General features: G+C 43.9%; 21 protein-coding genes. 11 read left to right on the top strand and 10 right to left on the bottom strand.

The features are described from left to right. Positions 1-77: 77 nt before the first annotated feature. Together rsmI and CIK80_RS09005 are read left to right on the top strand one after the other, a co-directional pair. The gene (gene rsmI, locus CIK80_RS09010; RefSeq protein ID WP_095569737.1) at positions 78-1,013 is read left to right on the top strand and encodes a 16S rRNA (cytidine(1402)-2'-O)-methyltransferase; all 936 of its coding nucleotides are present in this window, start codon (positions 78-80) and stop codon (positions 1,011-1,013) included. Between the two features lie 74 nt (positions 1,014-1,087). Continuing rightward, positions 1,088-2,107, top strand: a complete 1,020-nt coding sequence (locus CIK80_RS09005; protein ID WP_062845523.1) for an adenosine kinase — start codon at positions 1,088-1,090, stop codon at positions 2,105-2,107. A gap of 116 nt (positions 2,108-2,223) precedes the next feature. Here CIK80_RS09005 and CIK80_RS09000 read toward each other — a convergent pair whose 3' ends face one another. Then, the gene (locus CIK80_RS09000; protein WP_095569736.1) at positions 2,224-3,546 is read right to left on the bottom strand and encodes an aminotransferase class I/II-fold pyridoxal phosphate-dependent enzyme; all 1,323 of its coding nucleotides are present in this window, start codon (positions 3,544-3,546) and stop codon (positions 2,224-2,226) included. A 200-nt stretch (positions 3,547-3,746) separates the two neighbouring features. Then, positions 3,747-4,430 carry a Fe-S biogenesis protein NfuA gene (gene nfuA, locus CIK80_RS08995; RefSeq protein ID WP_062845525.1) on the bottom strand — a complete coding sequence of 228 codons (684 nt, stop codon included), beginning with the start codon at positions 4,428-4,430 and terminating at the stop codon, positions 3,747-3,749. Positions 4,431-4,918: 488 nt separating this feature from the next. Here nfuA and CIK80_RS08990 point away from each other — a divergent pair, with 488 nt between their 5' ends. From CIK80_RS08990 to CIK80_RS08975, 4 genes are all read left to right on the top strand, one after another. Next, the gene (locus tag CIK80_RS08990) at positions 4,919-5,548 is read left to right on the top strand and encodes a glutathione binding-like protein (RefSeq protein ID WP_095569735.1); all 630 of its coding nucleotides are present in this window, start codon (positions 4,919-4,921) and stop codon (positions 5,546-5,548) included. Positions 5,549-5,764: 216 nt separating this feature from the next. Continuing rightward, the gene (locus CIK80_RS08985; RefSeq protein ID WP_095569734.1) at positions 5,765-6,832 is read left to right on the top strand and encodes a bifunctional nicotinamide-nucleotide adenylyltransferase/Nudix hydroxylase; all 1,068 of its coding nucleotides are present in this window, start codon (positions 5,765-5,767) and stop codon (positions 6,830-6,832) included. A 169-nt stretch (positions 6,833-7,001) separates the two neighbouring features. After that, a complete protein-coding gene (locus CIK80_RS08980; protein WP_095569733.1) occupies positions 7,002-8,399 on the top strand; it encodes a nicotinate phosphoribosyltransferase in 1,398 nt (465 codons plus the stop codon). Further along, positions 8,393-9,223, top strand: coding sequence for an SGNH/GDSL hydrolase family protein (locus CIK80_RS08975; RefSeq protein WP_095569732.1), 831 nt, complete (start codon positions 8,393-8,395; stop codon positions 9,221-9,223). Before CIK80_RS08980 ends, CIK80_RS08975 begins: the two co-directional genes overlap by 7 nt. 119 nt (positions 9,224-9,342) lie before the next feature. Here the strand turns inward: CIK80_RS08975 and CIK80_RS08970 are convergent, their stop codons facing one another. Further along, complete coding sequence (locus tag CIK80_RS08970) at positions 9,343-9,612, bottom strand: type B 50S ribosomal protein L31 (protein ID WP_062845530.1); 270 nt, start codon at positions 9,610-9,612, stop codon at positions 9,343-9,345. Positions 9,613-10,135: 523 nt separating this feature from the next. Between CIK80_RS08970 and CIK80_RS08965 the strand changes: the two genes are divergently transcribed. Beyond that, positions 10,136-10,741, top strand: coding sequence for a YceI family protein (locus tag CIK80_RS08965; RefSeq protein ID WP_095569731.1), 606 nt, complete (start codon positions 10,136-10,138; stop codon positions 10,739-10,741). 107 nt (positions 10,742-10,848) lie between these two features. Here CIK80_RS08965 and CIK80_RS08960 read toward each other — a convergent pair whose 3' ends face one another. Further along, on the bottom strand, positions 10,849-11,283 hold the full coding sequence (locus tag CIK80_RS08960; protein WP_095569730.1) for a hypothetical protein: 435 nt from the start codon (positions 11,281-11,283) through the stop codon (positions 10,849-10,851). A 557-nt stretch (positions 11,284-11,840) separates the two neighbouring features. Here CIK80_RS08960 and CIK80_RS08955 point away from each other — a divergent pair. Next, positions 11,841-13,442, top strand: a complete 1,602-nt coding sequence (locus CIK80_RS08955; protein ID WP_095569729.1) for an FAD-dependent oxidoreductase — start codon at positions 11,841-11,843, stop codon at positions 13,440-13,442. 128 nt (positions 13,443-13,570) lie between these two features. On the opposite strand, the gene CIK80_RS08950 is transcribed toward CIK80_RS08955, so the two are convergent. Then, the gene (locus CIK80_RS08950; RefSeq protein ID WP_062845534.1) at positions 13,571-14,254 is read right to left on the bottom strand and encodes a TIGR00730 family Rossman fold protein; all 684 of its coding nucleotides are present in this window, start codon (positions 14,252-14,254) and stop codon (positions 13,571-13,573) included. 335 nt (positions 14,255-14,589) lie between these two features. Between CIK80_RS08950 and CIK80_RS08945 the strand changes: the two genes are divergently transcribed. Beyond that, positions 14,590-15,552, top strand: a complete 963-nt coding sequence (locus tag CIK80_RS08945; protein WP_095569728.1) for an alpha/beta fold hydrolase — start codon at positions 14,590-14,592, stop codon at positions 15,550-15,552. A 13-nt stretch (positions 15,553-15,565) separates the two neighbouring features. Here the strand turns inward: CIK80_RS08945 and CIK80_RS08940 are convergent, their stop codons facing one another. Continuing rightward, positions 15,566-16,264 (bottom strand): DUF3820 family protein, encoded by a 699-nt coding sequence (locus CIK80_RS08940; protein ID WP_095569727.1) that lies wholly within the window; start codon positions 16,262-16,264, stop codon positions 15,566-15,568. 203 nt (positions 16,265-16,467) lie between these two features. Here CIK80_RS08940 and CIK80_RS08935 point away from each other — a divergent pair, with 203 nt between their 5' ends. Continuing rightward, positions 16,468-17,058 (top strand): M23 family metallopeptidase, encoded by a 591-nt coding sequence (locus CIK80_RS08935; RefSeq protein WP_095569726.1) that lies wholly within the window; start codon positions 16,468-16,470, stop codon positions 17,056-17,058. A 58-nt stretch (positions 17,059-17,116) separates the two neighbouring features. Here CIK80_RS08935 and phoR read toward each other — a convergent pair whose 3' ends face one another. From phoR to dtd, 3 genes are all read right to left on the bottom strand, one after another. Beyond that, complete coding sequence (phoR, locus tag CIK80_RS08930; protein ID WP_257011725.1) at positions 17,117-18,196, bottom strand: phosphate regulon sensor histidine kinase PhoR; 1,080 nt, start codon at positions 18,194-18,196, stop codon at positions 17,117-17,119. Positions 18,197-18,298: 102 nt separating this feature from the next. Further along, on the bottom strand, positions 18,299-19,003 hold the full coding sequence (phoB, locus tag CIK80_RS08925) for a phosphate regulon transcriptional regulator PhoB (RefSeq protein ID WP_095569724.1): 705 nt from the start codon (positions 19,001-19,003) through the stop codon (positions 18,299-18,301). 125 nt (positions 19,004-19,128) lie between these two features. Then, positions 19,129-19,584 carry a D-aminoacyl-tRNA deacylase gene (gene dtd, locus CIK80_RS08920; RefSeq protein ID WP_095569723.1) on the bottom strand — a complete coding sequence of 152 codons (456 nt, stop codon included), beginning with the start codon at positions 19,582-19,584 and terminating at the stop codon, positions 19,129-19,131. Between the two features lie 112 nt (positions 19,585-19,696). Between dtd and asd the strand changes: the two genes are divergently transcribed. Then, positions 19,697-20,530, top strand: a complete 834-nt coding sequence (gene asd, locus CIK80_RS08915) for an archaetidylserine decarboxylase (protein ID WP_095570366.1) — start codon at positions 19,697-19,699, stop codon at positions 20,528-20,530. A gap of 128 nt (positions 20,531-20,658) precedes the next feature. On the opposite strand, the gene CIK80_RS08910 is transcribed toward asd, so the two are convergent. Further along, positions 20,659-21,264: a DUF1287 domain-containing protein gene (locus CIK80_RS08910; protein ID WP_218830326.1), complete on the bottom strand. Its 606-nt coding sequence runs from the start codon at positions 21,262-21,264 to the stop codon at positions 20,659-20,661. Positions 21,265-21,336: the final 72 nt, after the last annotated feature.

Here is a 21,336-nt window from a genome sequence, read left to right as displayed (position 1 = left end):
GAGACAAAAAACCCATGCTAACCATAGATTTAACGGTGCCTACTATTTTTAATATTTTTTAATCATTCGAGGTTTTCATGTCTACCCCTACTGCGATGCCAGCTTGTCTCTATATTGTTGCCACGCCGATTGGTAATCTTACTGACATGACACCGCATGCAATCGATATTTTAAAACAAGTGGCTATTATTGCCTGCGAAGACACCCGCACTTCAGGCAAGCTCTTGTCACATTTTGGTATTGATACCCGAGGCAGTAAAGCGGACGATACAGAGTCAGTGAGTCCTGATGCCGATGTTGATACTGGCGTAAGACAAAAAGGACATCACAAGCTTTGGGCCTATCATGAACACAATAGCGCCATTCAAACCCCTAAAATTATTGAGATGATCCAGCAAGGTCACTCAGTTGCTTTGATCAGCGATGCGGGCACGCCTTTGGTGAGCGATCCAGGGTATCAATTGGTACAAGCAGCGCACGCGGCAAAGGTGATGGTATCACCGATTGTTGGTGCTTCTGCTGCCATTGCCGCATTGTCAGTGGCAGGGCTGCCGTCTGACCGTTTTAGCTTCATTGGTTTTTTGCCTGCAAAAACACATGGTCGCCAAAAACAGCTCAATGCGTTGCACACCCGTACCGAAACCTTGATATTTTATGAAGCACCGCACCGTATCATTGCCAGTTTAGAAGACATGAAAGCTGTATTTGGGGCAGATCGTGAGGTGACTTTTTGCCGTGAGTTGACTAAGACGTTCGAAACGGTTCGTAAAAGCACACTTGGCGACTTGGTTGAGTTTGTAAAAGCTGATGACAATCAGCAGCGCGGTGAAATCGTGGTGGTAGTGGCTGGCATGAATGTCGCGCAAGATACCGATGATATCAGTGTTCATGATAAGTTATTAGAGCGTCTGTTAGAAGACCTGTCGGTTAAAAAGGCGGCGGCATTGGCAGCTGACATCACAGGTGTCAAAAAAAATGCGCTGTATCAACGTCTGCTTGAAATCCAAGCCTAGTACGATGATGCACCACACTGCTCACAATAAAATGTAAAAATGGGACAAATAAATTCATTGAAAAGGGGTAAGCAATGTACGATGTAATGGCAATAGGTAATGCTTTGGTTGACCACGAATACTTGGTGTCGGATGCGGCATTAGAAGAGATTGATTTAACAAAGGGCAATATGACGCTGGCAGGTTTTGAAGAACAGCAGCAATTGCTTGCTTACTTCAAACTTTCTGAGATTGATCCATCAAAACAAGCAGGTGGCGGTTCAGCTGCAAATACCATGTATGCTTTTGCCAGTCTTGGTGGTAAACCTTTTTATGCGTGCCGCGTTGGTGATGACGACCAGGGCGCGTTTTACCTCAGAGACTTGCATGAAGCTGGCGTTGCCACCTCAGATAAGTCTATTCATGATGGCGGTGTGACGGGTTCTTGTGTGGTCGCGGTCACCGAAGATGGCGAGCGCACCATGCAAACCTACCTTGGTACGTCAAGCGATATCACAGCTGACAACGTGGATTTTGATGCGCTGACGCAAGCAGACTGGTTATATATAGAAGGCTATCTGGCCATGTCTGAAAGTATCCAACCTGCAATGACACAATTACGTCAACAAGCAGGCATTCATGGCGCAAAGATTGCTGTGAGCTTTGCAGATCCTGCTGTGGTAAAGTTCGCCAAAGACGGTTTGCTCAATATACTCGGCAACAAAGTAGCGGTGATATTTTGTAATAGCGAAGAAGCCAGATTATTCACGGATAAAAAGCAACTTAAAGCGGCGGCACGTGCCCTACTTGACTATTGCCAAACAGCGGTGGTGACCGATGGTGCCAATGGTGCCATCATCGCCCATAAGCCTGATACTGAGTCAGATATCGAAGTCTATGAGGTTGCGACTCCTGTGGTGGCCAATGTGATTGATACCAATGGCGCGGGTGACAATTATGCGGGCACATTCTTGTATGCACTGTCTCAACACTATACCTTGCCAGAATGCGGACGCCTTGCCAGCGAAGTATCCGCACAGATCATTCAGCAGTTTGGGCCACGCTTAGCCTCACAAGATTACAAAGACATTGCTCAACGCGTGCTTTCTGCTTAAAATCGAGACACGTGTTTCTCGTCCTAAATAAAAAAGCCCATATCAAATCGATGTGGGCTTTTTATTGGTGAATTAGAATGACTTAAATAAACTGGCTAAATCCGTATATTTTCGTATTAAGTGGTAGACAATGCTTGCTCAAGATCGGCTTTGATGTCATCTATGTGCTCGATACCAATTGACAGTCGTACCATGTCTTCAGTCACGCCTGCCTGCTCTAGTTCCTGTCCATTCAGCTGACGATGCGTGGTCGTCGCTGGATGACAAGCTAGAGATTTGGCATCACCGATATTCACCAAACGAGTAATCAGCTGCAAAGCATCAATAAAGCGCGCACCAGCTTCCAGACCGCCTTTTACCCCAAAGGTTAAAATAGCAGAAGGCGTGCCTTTCATATATTTTTTGGCAAGCGCATGTTCAGGATGGTCAGACAAACCTGCATATTTCACCCAAGCAACTTTGTCATGGTCGCGCAAATACTCTGCGACGGCTTGCGCGTTTTGTACATGACGCTCCATACGTAGGCTCAGCGTCTGCATGCCTTGCAAAATACTAAAAGCATTTAATGGACTCAGCGCCGCACCTGTATTACGCAATGGTGCCACACGTGCGCGGGCGATAAAGGCAGGTGCACCCACATCTTTGACAAAATTTACACCATGATAGCTGGCATCTGGCGTGTTCAATAGCGAGAAACGCTCTGGATAATCGCCCCAAGCAAACGTGCCACTATCGACAATCGCACCACCAATCGACGTGCCCGTGCCGCTCATATATTTAGTCAACGAGTGCACCACAATATCCGCCCCGAACTCAAACGGACGGCATAGCGCAGGTGTCGCCACCGTATTGTCAATGACTACAGGGACACCGTACTCATGAGCGATATGACTAAGCGCTTGAATATCAACAATATTACCTAATGGATTACCGATACTCTCTGCAAACACCATTTTGGTTTTGTCATCGATTAAATCACGAATGGCTTCTGGGTTTTTGTGATCAAAAAAGCGCACCTCGATGCCTTGGCGCGGCAATGCATGCGCAAATAAGTTGTAAGTACCACCATATAAGGTTGATACGGCAACGATATTATCGCCTGCTTCACAAATGGTCTGAATCGCATAAGTGATTGCAGCCATACCTGAAGCCACTGCAAGCGCGCCGATACCGCCTTCAAGTGCCGCAACCCGCTCCTCTAACACAGCATTGGTCGGGTTCATGATACGAGTATAGATATTGCCTGCAACTTTTAAATCAAATAAGTCAGCGCCGTGCTGAGTATTATCAAATGCATACGAGCTGGTATGATAAATAGGTACGGCCACCGCTTTGGTCGTTGGCTCCACACTATAACCGGCGTGAATCGCTAAAGTTTCGAGACGCTGCGTGCGCGCTAAGTTTTGGGTTGATTGCTCAGCTGCTTGTTCATCACTCATCGTACATTCCTTTGTATTGATCAATCATTATTAGTGAATAGCGTATGATTTAAAAATATCCTAAAGACACTGTCTGCCAAATCATAGCAATAAAAAAAGCTGAGTTCATCATAACTCAGCTTCTTTATTAAAAGAACAGCAAAGTATTCATCTCTTAATGACGAATACTCATAAGCGTTTGTATATCAGCCACTTTGCTTTTATTTATAATAAGCATTTTCTGTACGCGTGTGATCGGTGTCATCAATCACTTGCGTCAACTCTGGTATTTGCTGTTTTAGCTGCACTTCAACGCCTTGGCGCAATGTCATATCCACGGCTGAACACCCTTGGCAACCACCACCAAATTTCAACACGGCAGTCAGACCAATGCCTTCTTCGTCAATCAACTCAAGCAACTGTACGTCACCACCATGCGCGGCTAAGCCGGGATTGATCTCTGACTGCAAGACGTAGTTGATACGCTCTTCGATGCTGGCATCAGCACCGACTTTAGGTACTTTAGAGTTTGGTGCACGGAAGGTCAGCTGACCACCGAAACGGTCTTTATTATAATCGATCACGGCATCTTCTAAGTAAGGAACTGAAGCCGCCTCAATAAAAGCAGAAAAATTCTCATAACTGAATTTTAAATCAGCACTGTCTTCTTCACCTGGCTGGTTATAAGCCATGCAGCATTCTGCGCGCGGCGTACCAGGATGCTCAACGAAAATACGCACACCTATACCATCGGTATCTTGCTTAGACAATAGATCTGCCAAATACCCTTGAGCAGATTCGGTGATCGTAATATTGCTTTTTGCTTCAACTTGCTCGGTATCTAGTGCTGACTCATAGTCGGTAGACTGGTCTAATTGGCTATCAGCTTGGGTTTGCTCACTCATAATATGTCCTACGCGTTATGACACAAGCGCTATTTTTATCATGGCTACTGTGTCGTGAAAGGGATTATGTCTTTAGTTTGGATTGCTAAAATCTGTGTGAATTGTCAATGAACACGGTTTATCGTGTTAGGACGTTGACTGTTGTTTTTACAACATTTTGATAAGTTTATAACCATTATTATACCGCATTTACACGACAATTCCGACCACGCTACTGCGAATTAAACTGTGACCATCATTAATAGTCACTATTGGTTTTTTTAATGGTGATATAAAAAAACCAATAACGCGACGCAAAACGCTTTAATTATTCACACAGTGTTTACTACTGCTTATATTAAGACTGTCAGATAAATTATCAAGGATAAGGTAACGCTACATCTCTTAAAACTAAACTCACATAATATAACTGAGTTATATGGCTCAGTTGCTTAGACTAAATTCGACAAAATGATAAATTCAAAAGAATAAATTTAAAAGGATATTTTATGAAGTTATATATCATGCCAGGCGCTTGTTCAATGGTTCCGCATGTCGCTCTTGAGTGGGCACAAGCAGATTATGAACTAGAAATATTAGATCACGACTCTGTAAAATCAGAAGAATATCTGCGTATTAACCCGCAGGGTTCAGTACCTGCAATCGTAGATGGTGATATCGTAGTCACACAGAATATCGCCGTACAAACCTATATTGATGCTAAATATCCTGACGCTAACATATTCGGTGCTACTAGCTCGCCCGCTCAACGTGCCGAGATCATGCACTGGTTAGCCTTTATCAATTCAGATGTCCATAAAAGCTTTGGACCACTGTTCGGCCCTGATGGCTTCGTAAAAGATACAGCTGCGCAAGCAGAATTAAAAGACAATGCGAAGAAAAAAATCGTTGGCCTGCTTGAGTATCCTAATGAAAGGCTTGGCACACAGGACTATCTGACAGGCACTAAGACCACAGCAGATATCTATCTATATGTCATACTGACATGGGCGAAAAAAATGGAACTTGACCTCTCTAGCTACAAGAACTTCAATGCCTTGATAAGTCGTATTGAGGCTGACGCTGGATTGACGGAAGTGATACGCCAAGAAGGCATTAGCAAAATTGAGTCGCTTTAGCATTTAGTCGTCAGACCTATACTATTTTTATGAACTTTATATTAAAGCCTCTCTAATGATTTGGAGTGGCTTTTATTGTATTTAAAACACGTGCCAATAATCAGCACTCATAGAACATCTTTGCACTTGTCAGAAAGTCATGAGCTATGTCAGTATTGGCACTATTAAAAAATTGTGTTTAACCCATAAAACATAAGCAGTAGGAAACTGGTATATATGAGCGTATCATCAGAGCAACATCCAGATAAGCACCACTCAGATAAACAAGAGCATAAACGCTATCGTTATTTGGTTTTTATCGGGCGTTTTCAGCCATTTCATTGTGGTCACAAAGCAGTCATCGATGAAGCCCTAAAGCGCTCAGATGAAGTCATTATGCTCATCGGTTCAGCCAACCTACCTCGCAGTTTGCGCAATCCATTTAGCGTGGATGAACGTGCCGCGATGATTAAAAACGCGTACTCTAACGAAGAAGCGGCGCGCATTCATTGTGTTGGATTAGACGATGCGCTTTATAATGACACGCGCTGGTTACAATACGTGCAAGCTGGCGTCAAATCTGTCACGGGTGATTTGCAAACGGATATTGGTTTGATTGGGCATTCAAAAGACAGCTCATCATATTATCTGTCGTTATTTCCCAACTGGGACTCGGTTTCTGTACCCAATTATCACAATTTATCCGCTACGCCCATTCGTGACAGCTATCTGATGGGTGCCACACCAACGCCTGAGCGTACGCCTGAATCCACTCGCAATGTGTTAGATCAGTTCAAAAAAACAGATGACTACAAACAGTTGCACGAAGAGGCAGATTTTATTGATAAATACAAAAGACAGTGGGAATCTGCGCCTTACCCCCCTACTTTTATGACGGCTGATGCTTTGATTGTACAATCAGGACATATCTTATTGGTTGAGCGCCGTAGTCTGCCGGGGCGCGGACTTTGGGCATTGCCAGGCGGGTTTTTGAATCCAAAAGAAACACTGTTTGACGCTTGTATCCGTGAGCTACGCGAAGAAACACGTCTCAAGGTCCCTGAGCCTGTCTTACGCGGCTCTTGCCACAGTCAGCACACTTTTGATGACCCGTATCGCTCTGCCCGTGGCCGCACCATCACACAAGCGTTTTATTTTCAGCTTAAAAACGATCCAAAAGGGTTGCCAAAAGTCAAAGGCGGCGATGATGCAATCAAGGCCTTTTGGTTACCGCTGGCAGAGCTTGATGCCAAGATGATGTTTGAAGACCACTATGCGATTATTACTAAGATGGTCGGGTTGTAGGATGTTATAGATTGACTATTTGGTGCATTGTTTATCCATTATCTCTTAAGTCTACGCTATATAACTTATTTTAATTTTCACACCAATGCCGATAGACGGCAACGGTCAAACGCCGCAACTGCTATTTCATCAAAACAGTTGTAGCATCTCAAAGCAGAGGAGTTCTGTGATGTACACCAGCAATTTAAACAATTTGATTCTTAACAGTGACAGCTATAAAACCTCACATTGGGTGCAATACCCAAATGGTAGTGAGTATCTGTCGAGCTACATTGAAGCGCGTAAAGGCGACTATGATGTAGTGTTCTTTGGCCTGCAAGCTTTTATCAAAGAGTATCTGAGCACGCCTATCACGACCCAAGACATCGATGAAGCCGAAATGGTCATTCAGGCACATGGTTTGACTTTCAATCGTGCTGGTTGGGAGCGTTTGGTCGCAAAACACGGCGGCTACTTACCATTACGCATCGAAGCCATACCAGAAGGCAGCATTGTTCCCGTCTTCAATGTCGTCTGCCAAGTCATCAATACTGACCCTGAGTTTTATTGGTTGCCAAGTTATATCGAAACAGCGCTATTACGCGCGATTTGGTATCCGTCGACAGTGGCCAGTGTCTCTCATTATTGTAAAGGCATCATTCGCCAAGCATTAGAAAAATCCGCCGATAATACAGCGTCGCTGCCCTTTCGTTTGCATGACTTTGGTGCGCGCGGCGCGTCAAGTCAGGAAACCGTCGCTCTCGGCAGCTTGGCGCATTTGGTCAACTTTGCTGGTACAGATTCAATGACTGCGCTCGTTGCGGCCAGCCGCTGGTATCAGATGGGTAAAGACATGCCTGCGTTTTCTATTCCTGCAGCTGAGCATAGCACTATGACTGCATGGGGCCGTGACGGTGAGACTGCAGCCTTCGCCAATATGATTGAGCAGTTTGGCGGTAAAGACAAGGCGTTTTCAGTCGTATCAGACAGCTATGATTTGTGGAATGCGATCGACAATATCTGGGGCGGCAGCCTAAAAGAGGACGTAAAAAACATGGGTGGCACCTTGGTCATTAGACCAGACAGTGGTGAGCCGACCAAAGTGGTGCGTGAAGCGTTGGAGCGATTGGCAGTCAAGTTCGGTACAACAACCAACAGTAAAGGCTATAAAGTATTACCTGATTACGTGCGCATCATTCAAGGCGATGGTATCAGTCCGCAAAGCTTGAGCAAGATTATTGAAGTCGTGATGAAAGCCGGCTTTAGCGCTGAAAACGTAACGTTCGGTATGGGTGGTGGTCTATTACAACAAGTCAACCGCGATACGATGAGCTGGGCGATGAAAGCCAGCGCAATCTCTATCGATGGCGTCTGGAAAGATATTTATAAAGATCCCGTCACCAGTCGCTCTAAACGCTCCAAAAAAGGTCGTTTAGCATTGGTCAAAGACGATAGTGGTGCCATACAAACCATCAAGGCAGATGATTTGGCTAATGAGGTGGACAACCTGCTACGAGAGGTTTATATTGACGGTCAATTATTAATGGATGACCGCCTGACCACGATTCGGGAGCGTGCTGGATGGTAGACACTTATAAAATTGCGTCTGTCGCAAAAGACGTGCTGCTTGCCCCTGTTTATTTCCATCAGGGTCGCAGAATCAAACGCGATACCGTTCGTCTTCCCGAGCCGGACGGCGAAAGATGTGGACTTGTCTCGTTACATCCTGCTACTGATGGCCCAGCCTCTGAAAAGTCAACCTTGAAGCTGATGATCGTAGGAGATTCGGCCGCCGCTGGTGTCGGCAGTCAAACGCAGCAAGAAGCGCTGGTCGGTAAGCTGATCCCCATATTGACGCAGCAGCTTTCTGCTCATTCAAGCTTTAATATGTTAGATTGGTCATTGCAAGCCACGACTGGTCATACCAGCTTCGATATCTTACGCAGACTTTATGTTCTACCAGCGCCCACTCAACCGGTTGATGTCATGCTGCTCAGCGTGGGTGTCAATGACACAACCTCCAATGTCGCAATAGACAAATGGAAACAGCAGATTGAAGATATTATTGCCATTGCACAACGTAAATTCGGCGTTAGAGAACTGATTTTTCTAAGTCTACCACCGATGGCAGACATGCCTGCGATTCCTGCGCCTTTGAATAACTTTGTGGGCGCTAAAGCCTTACTGCTTGATCAAATACTGCAACAAGTGTGCGCGACTCATGCTGGTGTCAATTATATGGCAACTGACTTTGCACGAATGATAAAGGAGCACTCTAATGGCTCACCAATCGATATCGCAGTGATGTTTGCCAGTGATGGTTTTCATCCAAGTAGTCTTATGTATGGTTATTGGGCACAGCAAGTATCAGAGCGAATGTCAGCGTTGTTGGACATATCTAAAGCCGAATAACCCTTAGATATCGGTAACGACATTTACTCAGATATTAATCTTTACTCAGAATCAAAAAAAACCGCTGAATCATCAGCGGTTTTTTTGTGTCAAGCGTTGGTGTGGCAAATCTGTCTGAATTATTCAGCAGCTTTCTTGCTACGGCCACCAAATGCACCAAAGCGTTTGTTGAAGCTTGCAACACGGCCTTCAGTAGAAGTTTTACGTTGCTCACCTGTATAGAATGGATGCGACGCACTTGAGATATCAAGTGGGTAGTATGGGTATTCTGTACCTTCGTATTCACGAGTGGCTTTAGTCTTAACCGTTGAACGAGTCAAAAAGAACACGTCAGCGTTAGTGTCATGGAACAAAACTTCTTGGTAATTAGGATGGATATCTTTACGCATAATAAACTCTCTATGTCCGATGTATGAATAGCCTGTTTAACCTCTTTTTTGAGGTATCAACCAAGCGATGACATACGTAACTGAGGCACTAAGGACATTGATAAGGATGGCAACTGCGTCACTGGCTCATTCCAGCACACAACACCACGCTTCTGCTCACTTAGCCTTTCCCCAGCGGGAAAATCAAACCGCGATTTTAACGGTTTTCGATGTTTGATGCAAGTCGCAGTTGTGAGGGTTATGTGTGTTAAGTTGTCAAAAATTGGCTAACAGCATTGAGAGAAATCTGCCTTATGAGTATAATATCGATTTAGCTGAAATAACCAATAAAATCTGTTATTGTAGCCTGATTTAACAATGATAAGTATTTTTATACGCCTACGTTATTCTCAACTGCCGATTTTAAATGCAGCCGTTTAGAACTCGGCGGTTTCATCAGTACAAACTTATCAATACAAAGATTTTACAAACAGGCATCAGCCATACACGCGCCAATCAACCAAGCCAACTTAAGGATATTCTAATGATCAATATGGTAATAAAGAACACTGCAAAAACATTATTAATCAGCTCAGCGCTGGCAGTGACTACTCTAGCAGGTGCAGCAATGCCAAGCCAATGGCAGTTGGATGACTCACATACTCGTGTTGGATTTTCTGTAAACCATATGGGTTTTTCAACCACCATGGGACATTTTAGCGATGTCAAAGGTATGGTAAATTATGATATCAAAGCCCCAAACAAAACCAATATGAACTTTACTATCGCAACTGATAGCATCGATACTAATTGGGATGCGCGTGATGAGCATTTGAAGAAAGAAGAGTTTTTCAATGTTGCCAAATACCCAACGATGACGTTTAAATCCACTAAGGTCACTTTTATCAATCCGCAACAAGCAAAAGTCATGGGTAACTTCACCATGCTTGGCCAAACCAAGCCATTGACGCTAGACGTGACATTGAATAAAGTTGCCAACAGCCCGCTTACCAAAGAGCCAGTCGTCGGTTTCCGTGCTACTGGTAATATTGATCGTGCCGCTTACGGCATGACTGCTTATGCAGACGGTATTACCACCAATGTGCCTATCCAAATCGATGGCGAATTGGTAGAAAAGAAATCGAAATAAGATCTATTGATCTATTGATCTATTGATCTATTGATAGCGTTTACTAACAACAAAAAAAAGCAGCCTTCAAAATAAGGCTGCTTTTTTTAAACCAATGTTATGGCATTTTATTTCGTTGGAATAACATGCCAAACATCAAACTTGTCATCGCCATCTTTGTCACCAACTTTTGTGTCATTGGCGTAGAAATATAACGGTTTACCATTCATTGCCCACTGATATTTACCATCTTCACGCTTGAATGCAGCGAATTGACCCGATGCTTTAGCGTTACTTGGCGCCATAAAAATAGGCCATAAAACTTGGCAAGTTGTGCCGCAATCTGACTTGTTCTTGGCGTCTTTATCATAAGTATAAAGCGTCATTTGATTGGTCGCATCGACCAATACGCCATTTCTACTCGCGACGGGTGCTGTATTATTGTTGGTCGCTTGCACGTCATGCGTGCCTGACATGTCATTTCCAACCGCACTTTTCAGAGTCGTACAACCTGTTAATGCTAATACACCTGTTAACGCAGATAATACCATGATATTTTTCATAACAACTTCCTTGTAATTTTAATAATGGATTTTATCGGGCATTTTCATTTTTGATGTGAACATCAATCAAAGATAAAGCCAGAATTTCCTTAAGCGATACAAATATAGCATATGGCGTTTCACCACGATGGTTCTCAGGATACAAACTTACAAAAACGGATATATTTTACAAAACAATTAAATACTGACCTTTTCGGCTAGAAAATAGCGACGCTGTAATTCCTTTTCGCATTCATTATCTTTTCACCACTTAGTCTTTTTGCCACTTATTATAGCTTGTCCTAGATTACAGCAGTCCACTGACAAAACTCATGTATCCACTTACGTATTTGCCATCTTTTTGGCGACTTTTTTTTGTAGAATATCCTTATAGAAATTTAGCGTAGCTTCACTATAAAAATATATTCATTACTTCTAATATATCTGTTGAAGTCAACGCTCTTTGTACACATATCAGCAGTAACTTTCTACTTAAAAATCGAACGACTTAACAACCAGATTAATGACTATATCCAGCATGATCCACTGTAGATGCTATTAAGGACATAATAACGATAATGACTCACTCTTTGACTGAAAACTCTGTATCAATTCCAAAACGCGTCGGCATTCTCGGTGGTGGTACGGCAGGTGCCACCATTGCCATTCGCTTGGCTGCGTTAGGGCTTGAGACCTACTTATTTGAAAAAAACAAATCGCTGATTGATGGTCCTCCGATGTGCCATTTGCATGCAGGTGGCAACTTATACCGCGAAATCCCTGATAAAGACTGCGTTGCGCTACTCAAACAATGCATCGACATTTTGCGCCTTTATCCTTATACCATCGATGTACGTCCGACGGTGTTTGCTGTTCCCACTCGTGATGAAGGGTCTCCTGAAGATCTGCTACCGCGTCTTGATATTTTAACAGACGCATATCGCGAACTGATTGCTCAAGATAGCAACAATAAAGTCTTGGGTGAGCCTGAAAACTATTATCAGCTGTATAGCCACGAACAGCTGATTGCACTGTCTGAACGCGAACAAGTCGCCATACCCGGTACGGTTGATGAATGGATGATACCGGTTGCAAAATATTTGGACTTAGACAAAGTTAAATTCCCACTGATTGTCGTACAAGAATATGGTTGGAATATTTTCCGTCTCGCAGCTTCCGCCCAATTGGCACTAGAAGATTATGAGCATGCGCATGTATTTACGGATACTCAAGTCAAGCAAGTCTTGCCCGTTGATTGTGAGAATTGCACCAACGCTGACCACCATGTCACCAAATGGCGTATCGACTATCAACGAACACATGATCAACAAGCGGTCGACCCAGAAGCATTAGAATCCATCGAAGTGGATTATTTGATCAATGCTTGCGGCTTCCGTACTGGCGTCATTGATGACATGGTCGGTGTGAAGGTAACACGCATGGTCGAGTTCAAATCTTCTTATATTACCCGTTGGAAAGAAACAGGCGGTCAGATACCAGAAATTATTATCTACGGCAATCGCGGTACGCCAGAAGGTATGGCTCAATTGACCCCTTATCCAGATGGCTACTTTCAAATCCATGGTATGAGTAAATTTATCACTTTATTTGATGATGGATTGGTCGCATCTAGTGAAGAAAGCGCCCAGCCTAAGTTACCTGAGCAATACGTGCATTACATTGACGATGGCTGGGACAAAACACCACTCCAAGCGCGTAGCCAACAAGCCATTGATTATGTGGCTGAATTTGTACCGACATTTAATAGCGCGCGCACCATTGGCAATGCCCTTTATGGCGGTCAACAAATCCCCGGCGAAGACGATACTTTGCGAGTGGCCGATGTTAGCCTCTATTCAAACATACGCTATGCGCGTGCCGAAAACGTTAAGGCGTCCTCAACCCTGATTGCAGCAGATCAAATCGTTGATGAATTGACAAATCTTGGTTTGATTGATAATGACACGCAGGTAAACAGAGAGCGTTATGCGCATGAATGGTCTTACTTGGTACACAATGACAGTCTGGCGATTGATAAGGTTGCCCGCACCTTGGCTTGCGAGCGTGGTTTTCCGCAAGCGATGGCTCATGTGAATCATGGTATCCGCGAAGCAACTTTAGACAACTTGTCGTCGGATGACTCATCTTCTCTTGATGAGATGCCTACAAGCACTCCTTAGTATTTTATTGAGTCATAAAAAAGGAGTCACTAACCAGTGGTTAGTGACTCCTTTTTTTATTTCATAATTTTTTATTTCACAGTCAGACAATGACTTTTATTATTGTCTGTGGCATTGGCTAAAAAATATCAGCTTTCGCTACCTGCCATTTTTTCTGTATCCACTTCGTCATGTATCTTTACAACTGTTTTGAGTAAATCAATCGCATCACCAATGGTGTTACAAACCACCAAACGGTCAAGATCTTCTTGCTTCATAAAGCCTTGCTCTGTGGTATGTTTTAAATGCTCAATCATACGATCATAGAAGCCGTTGATATTCAAAATAATCATTGGCTTTTCGTGTTGGTACAACTGACGCCATGTGGCAATCTCCATAATCTCTTCTAGCGTGCCAAGTCCACCTGGCAACGTAATAAAAGCATCGGCGTACTCTGCCATGACGGTCTTACGCGTGTGCATGGTATCCGTCAAATGCAGACGGGTCAGCTGTTCGTGTGCGATTTCGTGCTTGAGCATAAACGTTGGAATGACCCCAACCGCTTGTGCACCGTTTTGGATAACTTCATCCGCGACGGCACCCATCAGCCCGATGCTAGCGCCGCCATAAACCAAACCTAAGCCATTTTCTGCCAAAGCCAAACCAAGCTCGCGTGCGGCCTGCTCATAGACTTCGCTATTACCCAAACGTGACCCACAATAGACCGCTACCAATGGCATGGACAATGCCGATTTATCCACCGCTTGCTCAATATTATGAATGTCTTGGCTCGTGATTACTTCGTAAGTATCATTGTTAATGTTCATTTGCATACCGCTTCCTTAGTGTTTATCTCGATTGTCTTTTATTGAGTGCGTGTGCTTATTATTACGTATTTATTAGAGCATAAGCATATTTTTATTGTCTAAAATAAGTGTTCATTTAAAGTTTTATGGATTATTTTTAAAGACAAACCCTATAGAACTTGGAAGTCATATTTGATTGCTTCGCTGACCAGCATTTATCTTAACATAAGCAATATGATCACATGGTATCAACGATTTATCCTGACATAATTATGACATCTTAACATTAACTGTTAATACATTATTTCTGATAAACACACCTACTTTATACCCAAAAACGATACAAACCATTGAGGTACAGCATGGACAGCCAGCACACAACATCTTCTATCAAGCAAAAAAATCATATCAACGATGGCGCTCTCAATACGAATCCTGATATCGACACCTATGCTTTAACTATCATGACTGAGCGCAATCAGCCATTAGCAGCGACAGTATATCGTCCTAATGCAGAGGTAAAAAGAGCCGTTATGATCGGCCCTGCAACCGGTATCAAGCGGCAGTTTTATCACAATTTTGCGACGTATTTAGCAAGTCATGGCTTTGGCGTGTTGACCTTTGACAATGAGGGGATTGGTGAGTCACTATCGATAGATTTGGCAAAATGTGACGCCTCACTCATTAGCTGGGGTCGTCATGACATGCCGGCCGTACTCGATGCGTTGCAAGATGAGTTTGCTGAGGCGACTTATCATTTGGTTGGTCATAGCGCAGGTGGTCAGCTGATTGGCTTGATGCCCAATTATGACAGTATCACTTCTGTATTCAATGTCGCTTGCTCCTCAGGTCGTATCAAAAACATGGCCATGCCTTACAAGCTCAAAGCGATGGGCTTTATGGATGCCTTTATTCCAATGACCAATCTGACATTGGGCTACACGCCTTCGGACAAAATCGGTATGGGTGAGCCGTTACCGCGCGGCGTGGCGAGACAATGGCGTGAATGGTGCAATGGCGCAGGCTATATAAAGACAGCGTTTGGCAACAGCATACACACGCATTTTTATGATGAGCTTGACATGCCAGCATTGTGGCTTGGCTTTAGCGATGACGACATCGCCAATAGTAAGAACATAGATGACATGACACGAGTGTTTACGGCAATGCCTGTCGAAAAACGCTTTTTAGACCCCAAAGATTTTGGTGTCGATAGCATCGGGCACATGCGTTACTTTAGTAGTAAAACTTATGCCAAAGCACCCGAGTTATGGCAAATGGCAGTGGATTGGTTGAACGACAAGGCGCCAACTATCAGACAATGACTTTTTGAATCGTCTATTTATCCTTTGCTTCTTCTGCCATAACCCGTTTGGTCAACGCAGAATACAGCGACGGCTGCATATTATGAATATTACCGAGCATCCATTTTACATAGCTAATAGGTACGTCTTTAATTGGCGTGCCTTTATGTTTACCAAACGGCATTTTATTGACGGGATTGGCTTTGTTAGCAATCGCATGAGCGGCGGCAAAATCTGTCGGTGCAATCTCTAAGCGCTCACAGCACGCTTGATACAGCAGATAACACATACGAGCATCACCGAGCGCGTCGTGAGCGGCAATCGTCATACGGCTTGCCTCTTCTTTACCGAGTAGTTGCTCAATACATTTAGATTGCCCATAAGCACGCCATTCTGGAAAAGCCACGCGTGCCAATCTAACCGTACAAATCAACTTGGCAGAAGGACTACCGATCACTCGCCAATCAAAGCGCACATTATGACCAATCAGATACTCTGGCAATTCAAACTCAGCCAAATTAAAGCGCTCAAGCCCTGCAACATCGTCATCGGTAATGCCGTGTACCTTGATGACGATAGGCGATATAGTGCGACCGCTATTAAAGTACTTCATCCACTCAAAACCAGTCATTACATTGATGGTTGCAACTTGGATTGGTCTTGGATCACGCCCTTGATCGGTTTCAGTATCGATCACCAGTGCTGTGTTCGCGATGTTAAAAACCTCTGTCATAAAGTATGAACCATAAATAATTGCCCTTGTACTTAACGCTTGTATTTAACGACTATGCTTAATAACTGTATTTAATCATCATGTTTTGAGACCCGCCAATCCGTTATGGGGTTAAAACGCTGATATAACAATGCGATACATACGTAAATCGCTAAGGCCCCTATACTAGTATAAACACTATATAAGAAAGATAAGAGGTATTGATGCAACCCAATGACAACAGCCAGCCACCCCGCCCGACATTGATAAGCCGTGTCCTCAGCGTGTTGATTAAAGCGGTTGTACTGTTGGCGCTATTATTTGTATTCGATCGATTATTACCAACCATCAGCCAACAAACTCAATCTTTTGTGATGGCAAAATGGCAGCAATTAAGCCTTTTGCAACAAGACCCTCCTGCTGAAAACAGTTTACCCAACCCGCTACCAGAGCAAGGATTGGCTGATACATGGGGCGCGGCTCGCAGTCAAGGTCGCACACATGAAGGTATTGATATCTTTGCTCCGAGGGGCACGCCAATACAATCAACAACGCAAGGGATTGTTAGCAAAGTGGGGAATAATAATTTGGGCGGTCGCGTCGTCGTCGTTGTCGGACCAGGCGGTGCAGGACATTACTACGCGCATTTAGAAGACTATGCCGATATCTCTCCCAATGACTGGGTAAATGCTGGAGATATCATCGGTTATGTTGGTGATAGCGGTAATGCTAAAGGCACCCCACCTCACCTTCATTATGGGATTTATATCAATGGTAGTGCTGTGAACCCCTATCCACTCATGCAAAAAGAGTGATGCCTGTAGCGTTCGTTCCTACAAACATTATTGGTAGTAACAGATAGTATAGATAGCATTAGCCTGTAGAAGCTGTTCGGACATAAGCTGCTGGGAAAACCACACTAAATGTCGACCCCACCCCTTCTACGGATTCAATTTGCAAACTGGCTTCGTGCTGATACAAAACGTGTTTTACAATAGCGAGACCCAACCCTGTACCACCGGTGGCGCGGCTACGCCCTTTGTCGATGCGATAAAAGCGCTCCGTTAGACGTGCGATGTGCTCTGCTGCAATACCAATACCATTGTCTTCCACGGCAAATCGGCAGCCTTCTGAGGTTTTTGTCCAGCTAATGGTTATATTACCACCCTTGGGTGTGTACTTAATGGCATTGATCACAAGGTTAGATAAGGCGCTGTTTAGGTACATCTCAGAACCATATAACCCATCATAAGTGTCTATCTGCAAATGGATGATATGCCCGTATGCTTGGTTGTATGCTTGCGCATCGTCATACACATGGGTCAGTAGTTTGGTCATATCAATATAGTTGAGCTCGTGAGTTTCTTCGATTTCAATTCGAGACAACAACAATAAATCATTCACAATTCTATTCATACGCGCCGTTTGCTGACTCATAAGCTCAAACCCGCGTCGCCAATGCGGCGGCATGTCTGGCTGATCTGAGAAATTCTCTAAATAGCCCATCATTACAGTTAGTGGAGTACGTAATTCGTGCGAGACATTTGCCACAAAGTCACGACGCATTTCTTCTAAATGCTGCAAGCGTGTCACATCATAGATAATCAGTAATTTTTGGTCACCAAAAGGCGTGAGTTCACATTTCAGGTAGCGTTTAGGATCTTGCCAAGATTCTATGTGTACACCCTCACTGAGAGCCGTAGTGGTCGCTTGATAGTACTGACGAAACTCAGGTACTCGAATGAAATCAAAAATACTTTTGCCTGCATCGCCTACTTGTAGTGACAATAAATCTTGTGCCGACTGATTCCACCACTCCACATTGTCATCTTGGTTGAGCAAAATCACAGCATCTCGTAAAGCCAGTAAGGCGCTTCTGATTTTTGTCAATTGATCCGAGGCGTGTTGGTGAGAAACTGATTCTGATGGACTCTGTTGATTATTTTTTGTCATTATTGTGCTCATTCATCATCCCTACTACTTTTTTGCTGTGTCATCTTAGGTTGTGACTGCCATGAGACTTCTAATTAGGCTAAGTTATATAACTAGGCTAAGCTATATCGGCGCCATGATATTAGAAAATCGATAGCCTGTACCGCGAACGGTCTGTATCAACGTATCACAGCCGTAAGGTCTTAATATGGTACGCAGACGTTTAATATGGACATCGATGGTTCTGTCCTCGATATAGACGTTGCCGCCCCATACTTGATCTAGTAGCTGTGTGCGCGTATAAGCACGCTCTGGATGACTCATAAAAAATGCCAATAACCGATATTCAGTAGGGCCCAATTCAACCACTTTACCCGCTACTGTCACACGTTGACTTCTTGGGTCTAAACTGAGCTTGCCGACTTCGATAGATTTATCACTGCTGAGCGCATTACTACGCCGCAGCACCGCCTTGATTCTAGAGATAAGTTCGCGCGTCGAAAAAGGCTTGGTCATATAATCGTCAGCACCAGCATCAAGACCATGAACTTTGCTGTCTTCTTCGCTCTTTGCCGTCAGCATAATGACGGGTATTTCAGAGAGCAGATCATCGTTTTTTAACATACGACAAAAATCCACGCCACTCTTATCGCCTGGCAACATCCAGTCTAGTAGAATCAGCGCTGGTCTATGATCCACGACTTGTTGATGCGCTTCTGACACATCGGCGGCTTGTAGACTATCAAACCCAGCCATCTCTAGCGTCATGACCACCATTTCACGAATCGCAGGTTCATCTTCAACAATCAAAATTTGCTCGTTATACATACAGCATTCTCAGTGTTAAGTACAAGGTTTAGCACGTAAAAGGCGATACATATTCGCCAGCTTTTATCTATTAAACGGATTAATTGTGACAGCTTGATGACAGTTATTATTCAGTATGACATAAACTACCGGACTTCTAATATGAAGTTTAATGGGCCATCATTGATGCTTTCAACTTGCATGTTAGCACCAAACTGCCCAGTAGCAATGATAGGATGCTGACTCTTTGCATACTCAATCAATTGAGCAAACAGGGCTTGTGCTGCCTCAGGTGCCATCGCCCCACCAAAATCAGGCCTGCGACCTTTGTCGGTTGTGGCCATTAAGGTAAACTGCGATACCAATAACAATCCGCCATTCACTTGCTCGACATTTTTATCCAGTTTACCGACCTTGGCAGGTTCGTCGTTATTCTCAAAAATACGATACGTCAGGATTTTATCAATCATGCGCTGCGCGGTTTGTAGGTTATCATCGTGTCCTAAGCCAATATAAGCCAAAAGTCCATGCTCGATGGCACCGATATTAGACCCTTCAACCACGACACTCGCGCTGCGTACTCGCTGTATAAGTGCTTTCACTCCCTAACTCCTTACAGATTATGGCCATACAATCATACGCTGTCCATGATAAAATATGGCTATTTACTTGCCTATTATTTATTACACCACACTTTATTTTGGTAGCCCTATTATGAATTTATTCACCACCTTACAACAGCTTGTCCCACAACAGAAGCTAAGTAAAGTTGCTGGACGTTTGGCCGCCAGTCGCCATCCTTATGTCAAACGCACTTTTATTCGTAGCTTTGCAAAAGCATATAATGTCAGCTTAGATGAGTATGAGCGCCAAAGCCTCAATGCCTATGAAAGCTTCAATGATTTTTTTACGCGTGAGCTAAAGGAAGACGCTCGTCCTATCGACACCACAGCTAACGGTATTGTAAGTCCCGCTGATGGAGTTATCTCGCAGTTAGGACAGATTAATGACCATAAAATGCTGCAAGCAAAAGGTCGTCATTATGACGTTGGGCAACTGCTTGCTGATAGTGAAGATGGTCGTTATTTTGCTGATGGTAGTTTTGCCACTGTGTATTTAGCGCCCAGCAACTATCACCGTGTCCATATGCCATTTGCTGGTACATTGACCAAAACTCGCTACGTGCCCGGTACCTTATTTTCGGTGAACAATATCACTGCGGCTAATGTCCCTGACTTGTTTGCGCGTAATGAGCGTTTGGTTTGCATGTTTGATACTCAGTACGGCAAAGCGGCAGTGGTGATGGTAGGTGCTATGATTGTCGCTGGTATCGAAACCGTAGCGACGGGCAAAATTGTCCGTACTGATGATGTACAAGAGGCCAATCATGACATGCGCTTCGAAAAAGGCGATGAGCTTGGGCGTTTTTACCTAGGGTCGACGGCGATTGTCATACTACCAAAAGCAGCAAACGCTGACTGGGAGAGTACGATGCAAGCCGATAGTTTTGTAAAAATGGGACAGTTATTGGGTGTCACCAATTCGTAATTTATCTCTGTCATAATAAAAAATAAAAGCCCAATGAGGCGTCAATAACGACGTTTCATTGGGCTTTTTGCTTATAATAGACGTTTCATTGGGCTTTTACTTATAACTGAAGTGTTCATCAATGACAATTAGTAGCGGAAATGCTTGAGAATTGGGTACGAGTACAAAACATTTTCTTCTTGAGTACCACGTCCGATGTTATGGATAATCAATGGCGTACCATCAGCGGCCTTTTTGTCGGAGACGATACCGATATGAGGTAAACTGTCCTTCGGCAACCGCCACGTCACTATATCGCCTGCTTGAAAACTGTCTTTGTCAGTAATCGATAACGTTTGTCCCTGTCTCTCAAAAAACACTTCAAGATTGGGTACACGGCGATGGTCGATATTTTTGTCGGTCGATTTAAGTCCCCAGCTTTTTGGATAAGCTGACCAGTTGGACTTCATATCATGGTTGACCAGCTGTTGAAGATCGATATTTTGCAAACGATACGCGCGAATGATGACATCGGTGCAAACTCCCGTTTCTATGGGTACGTCACCTCGCGGAAAATCCAACTTACGATAAGTAGGATCATAGCTTGTGGTCACGCCAATTTGTTTTTTGGCATCGTAGGCCAATTTATCGCCATCACTAATAGGCGTCGCAGCTTGCGCCATATGCGCAAGACTCAGCATGCTTACAAAGACAAGTGATTTGCATAGTTTTCTATAAGTTACAGATAGACTCATTTATTGACTTCTCTTTTGTGACGCTAATGATCAATATGTTAGCAAGGGTAAATTATAGGTAAGTTGAATAAT

Source organism: Psychrobacter sp. JB193 (assembly GCF_002285555.1).
Taxonomy (GTDB): Bacteria; Pseudomonadota; Gammaproteobacteria; order Pseudomonadales; family Moraxellaceae; genus Psychrobacter; species Psychrobacter alimentarius.
This window is presented reverse-complemented; position numbering and strand designations above follow the sequence as displayed.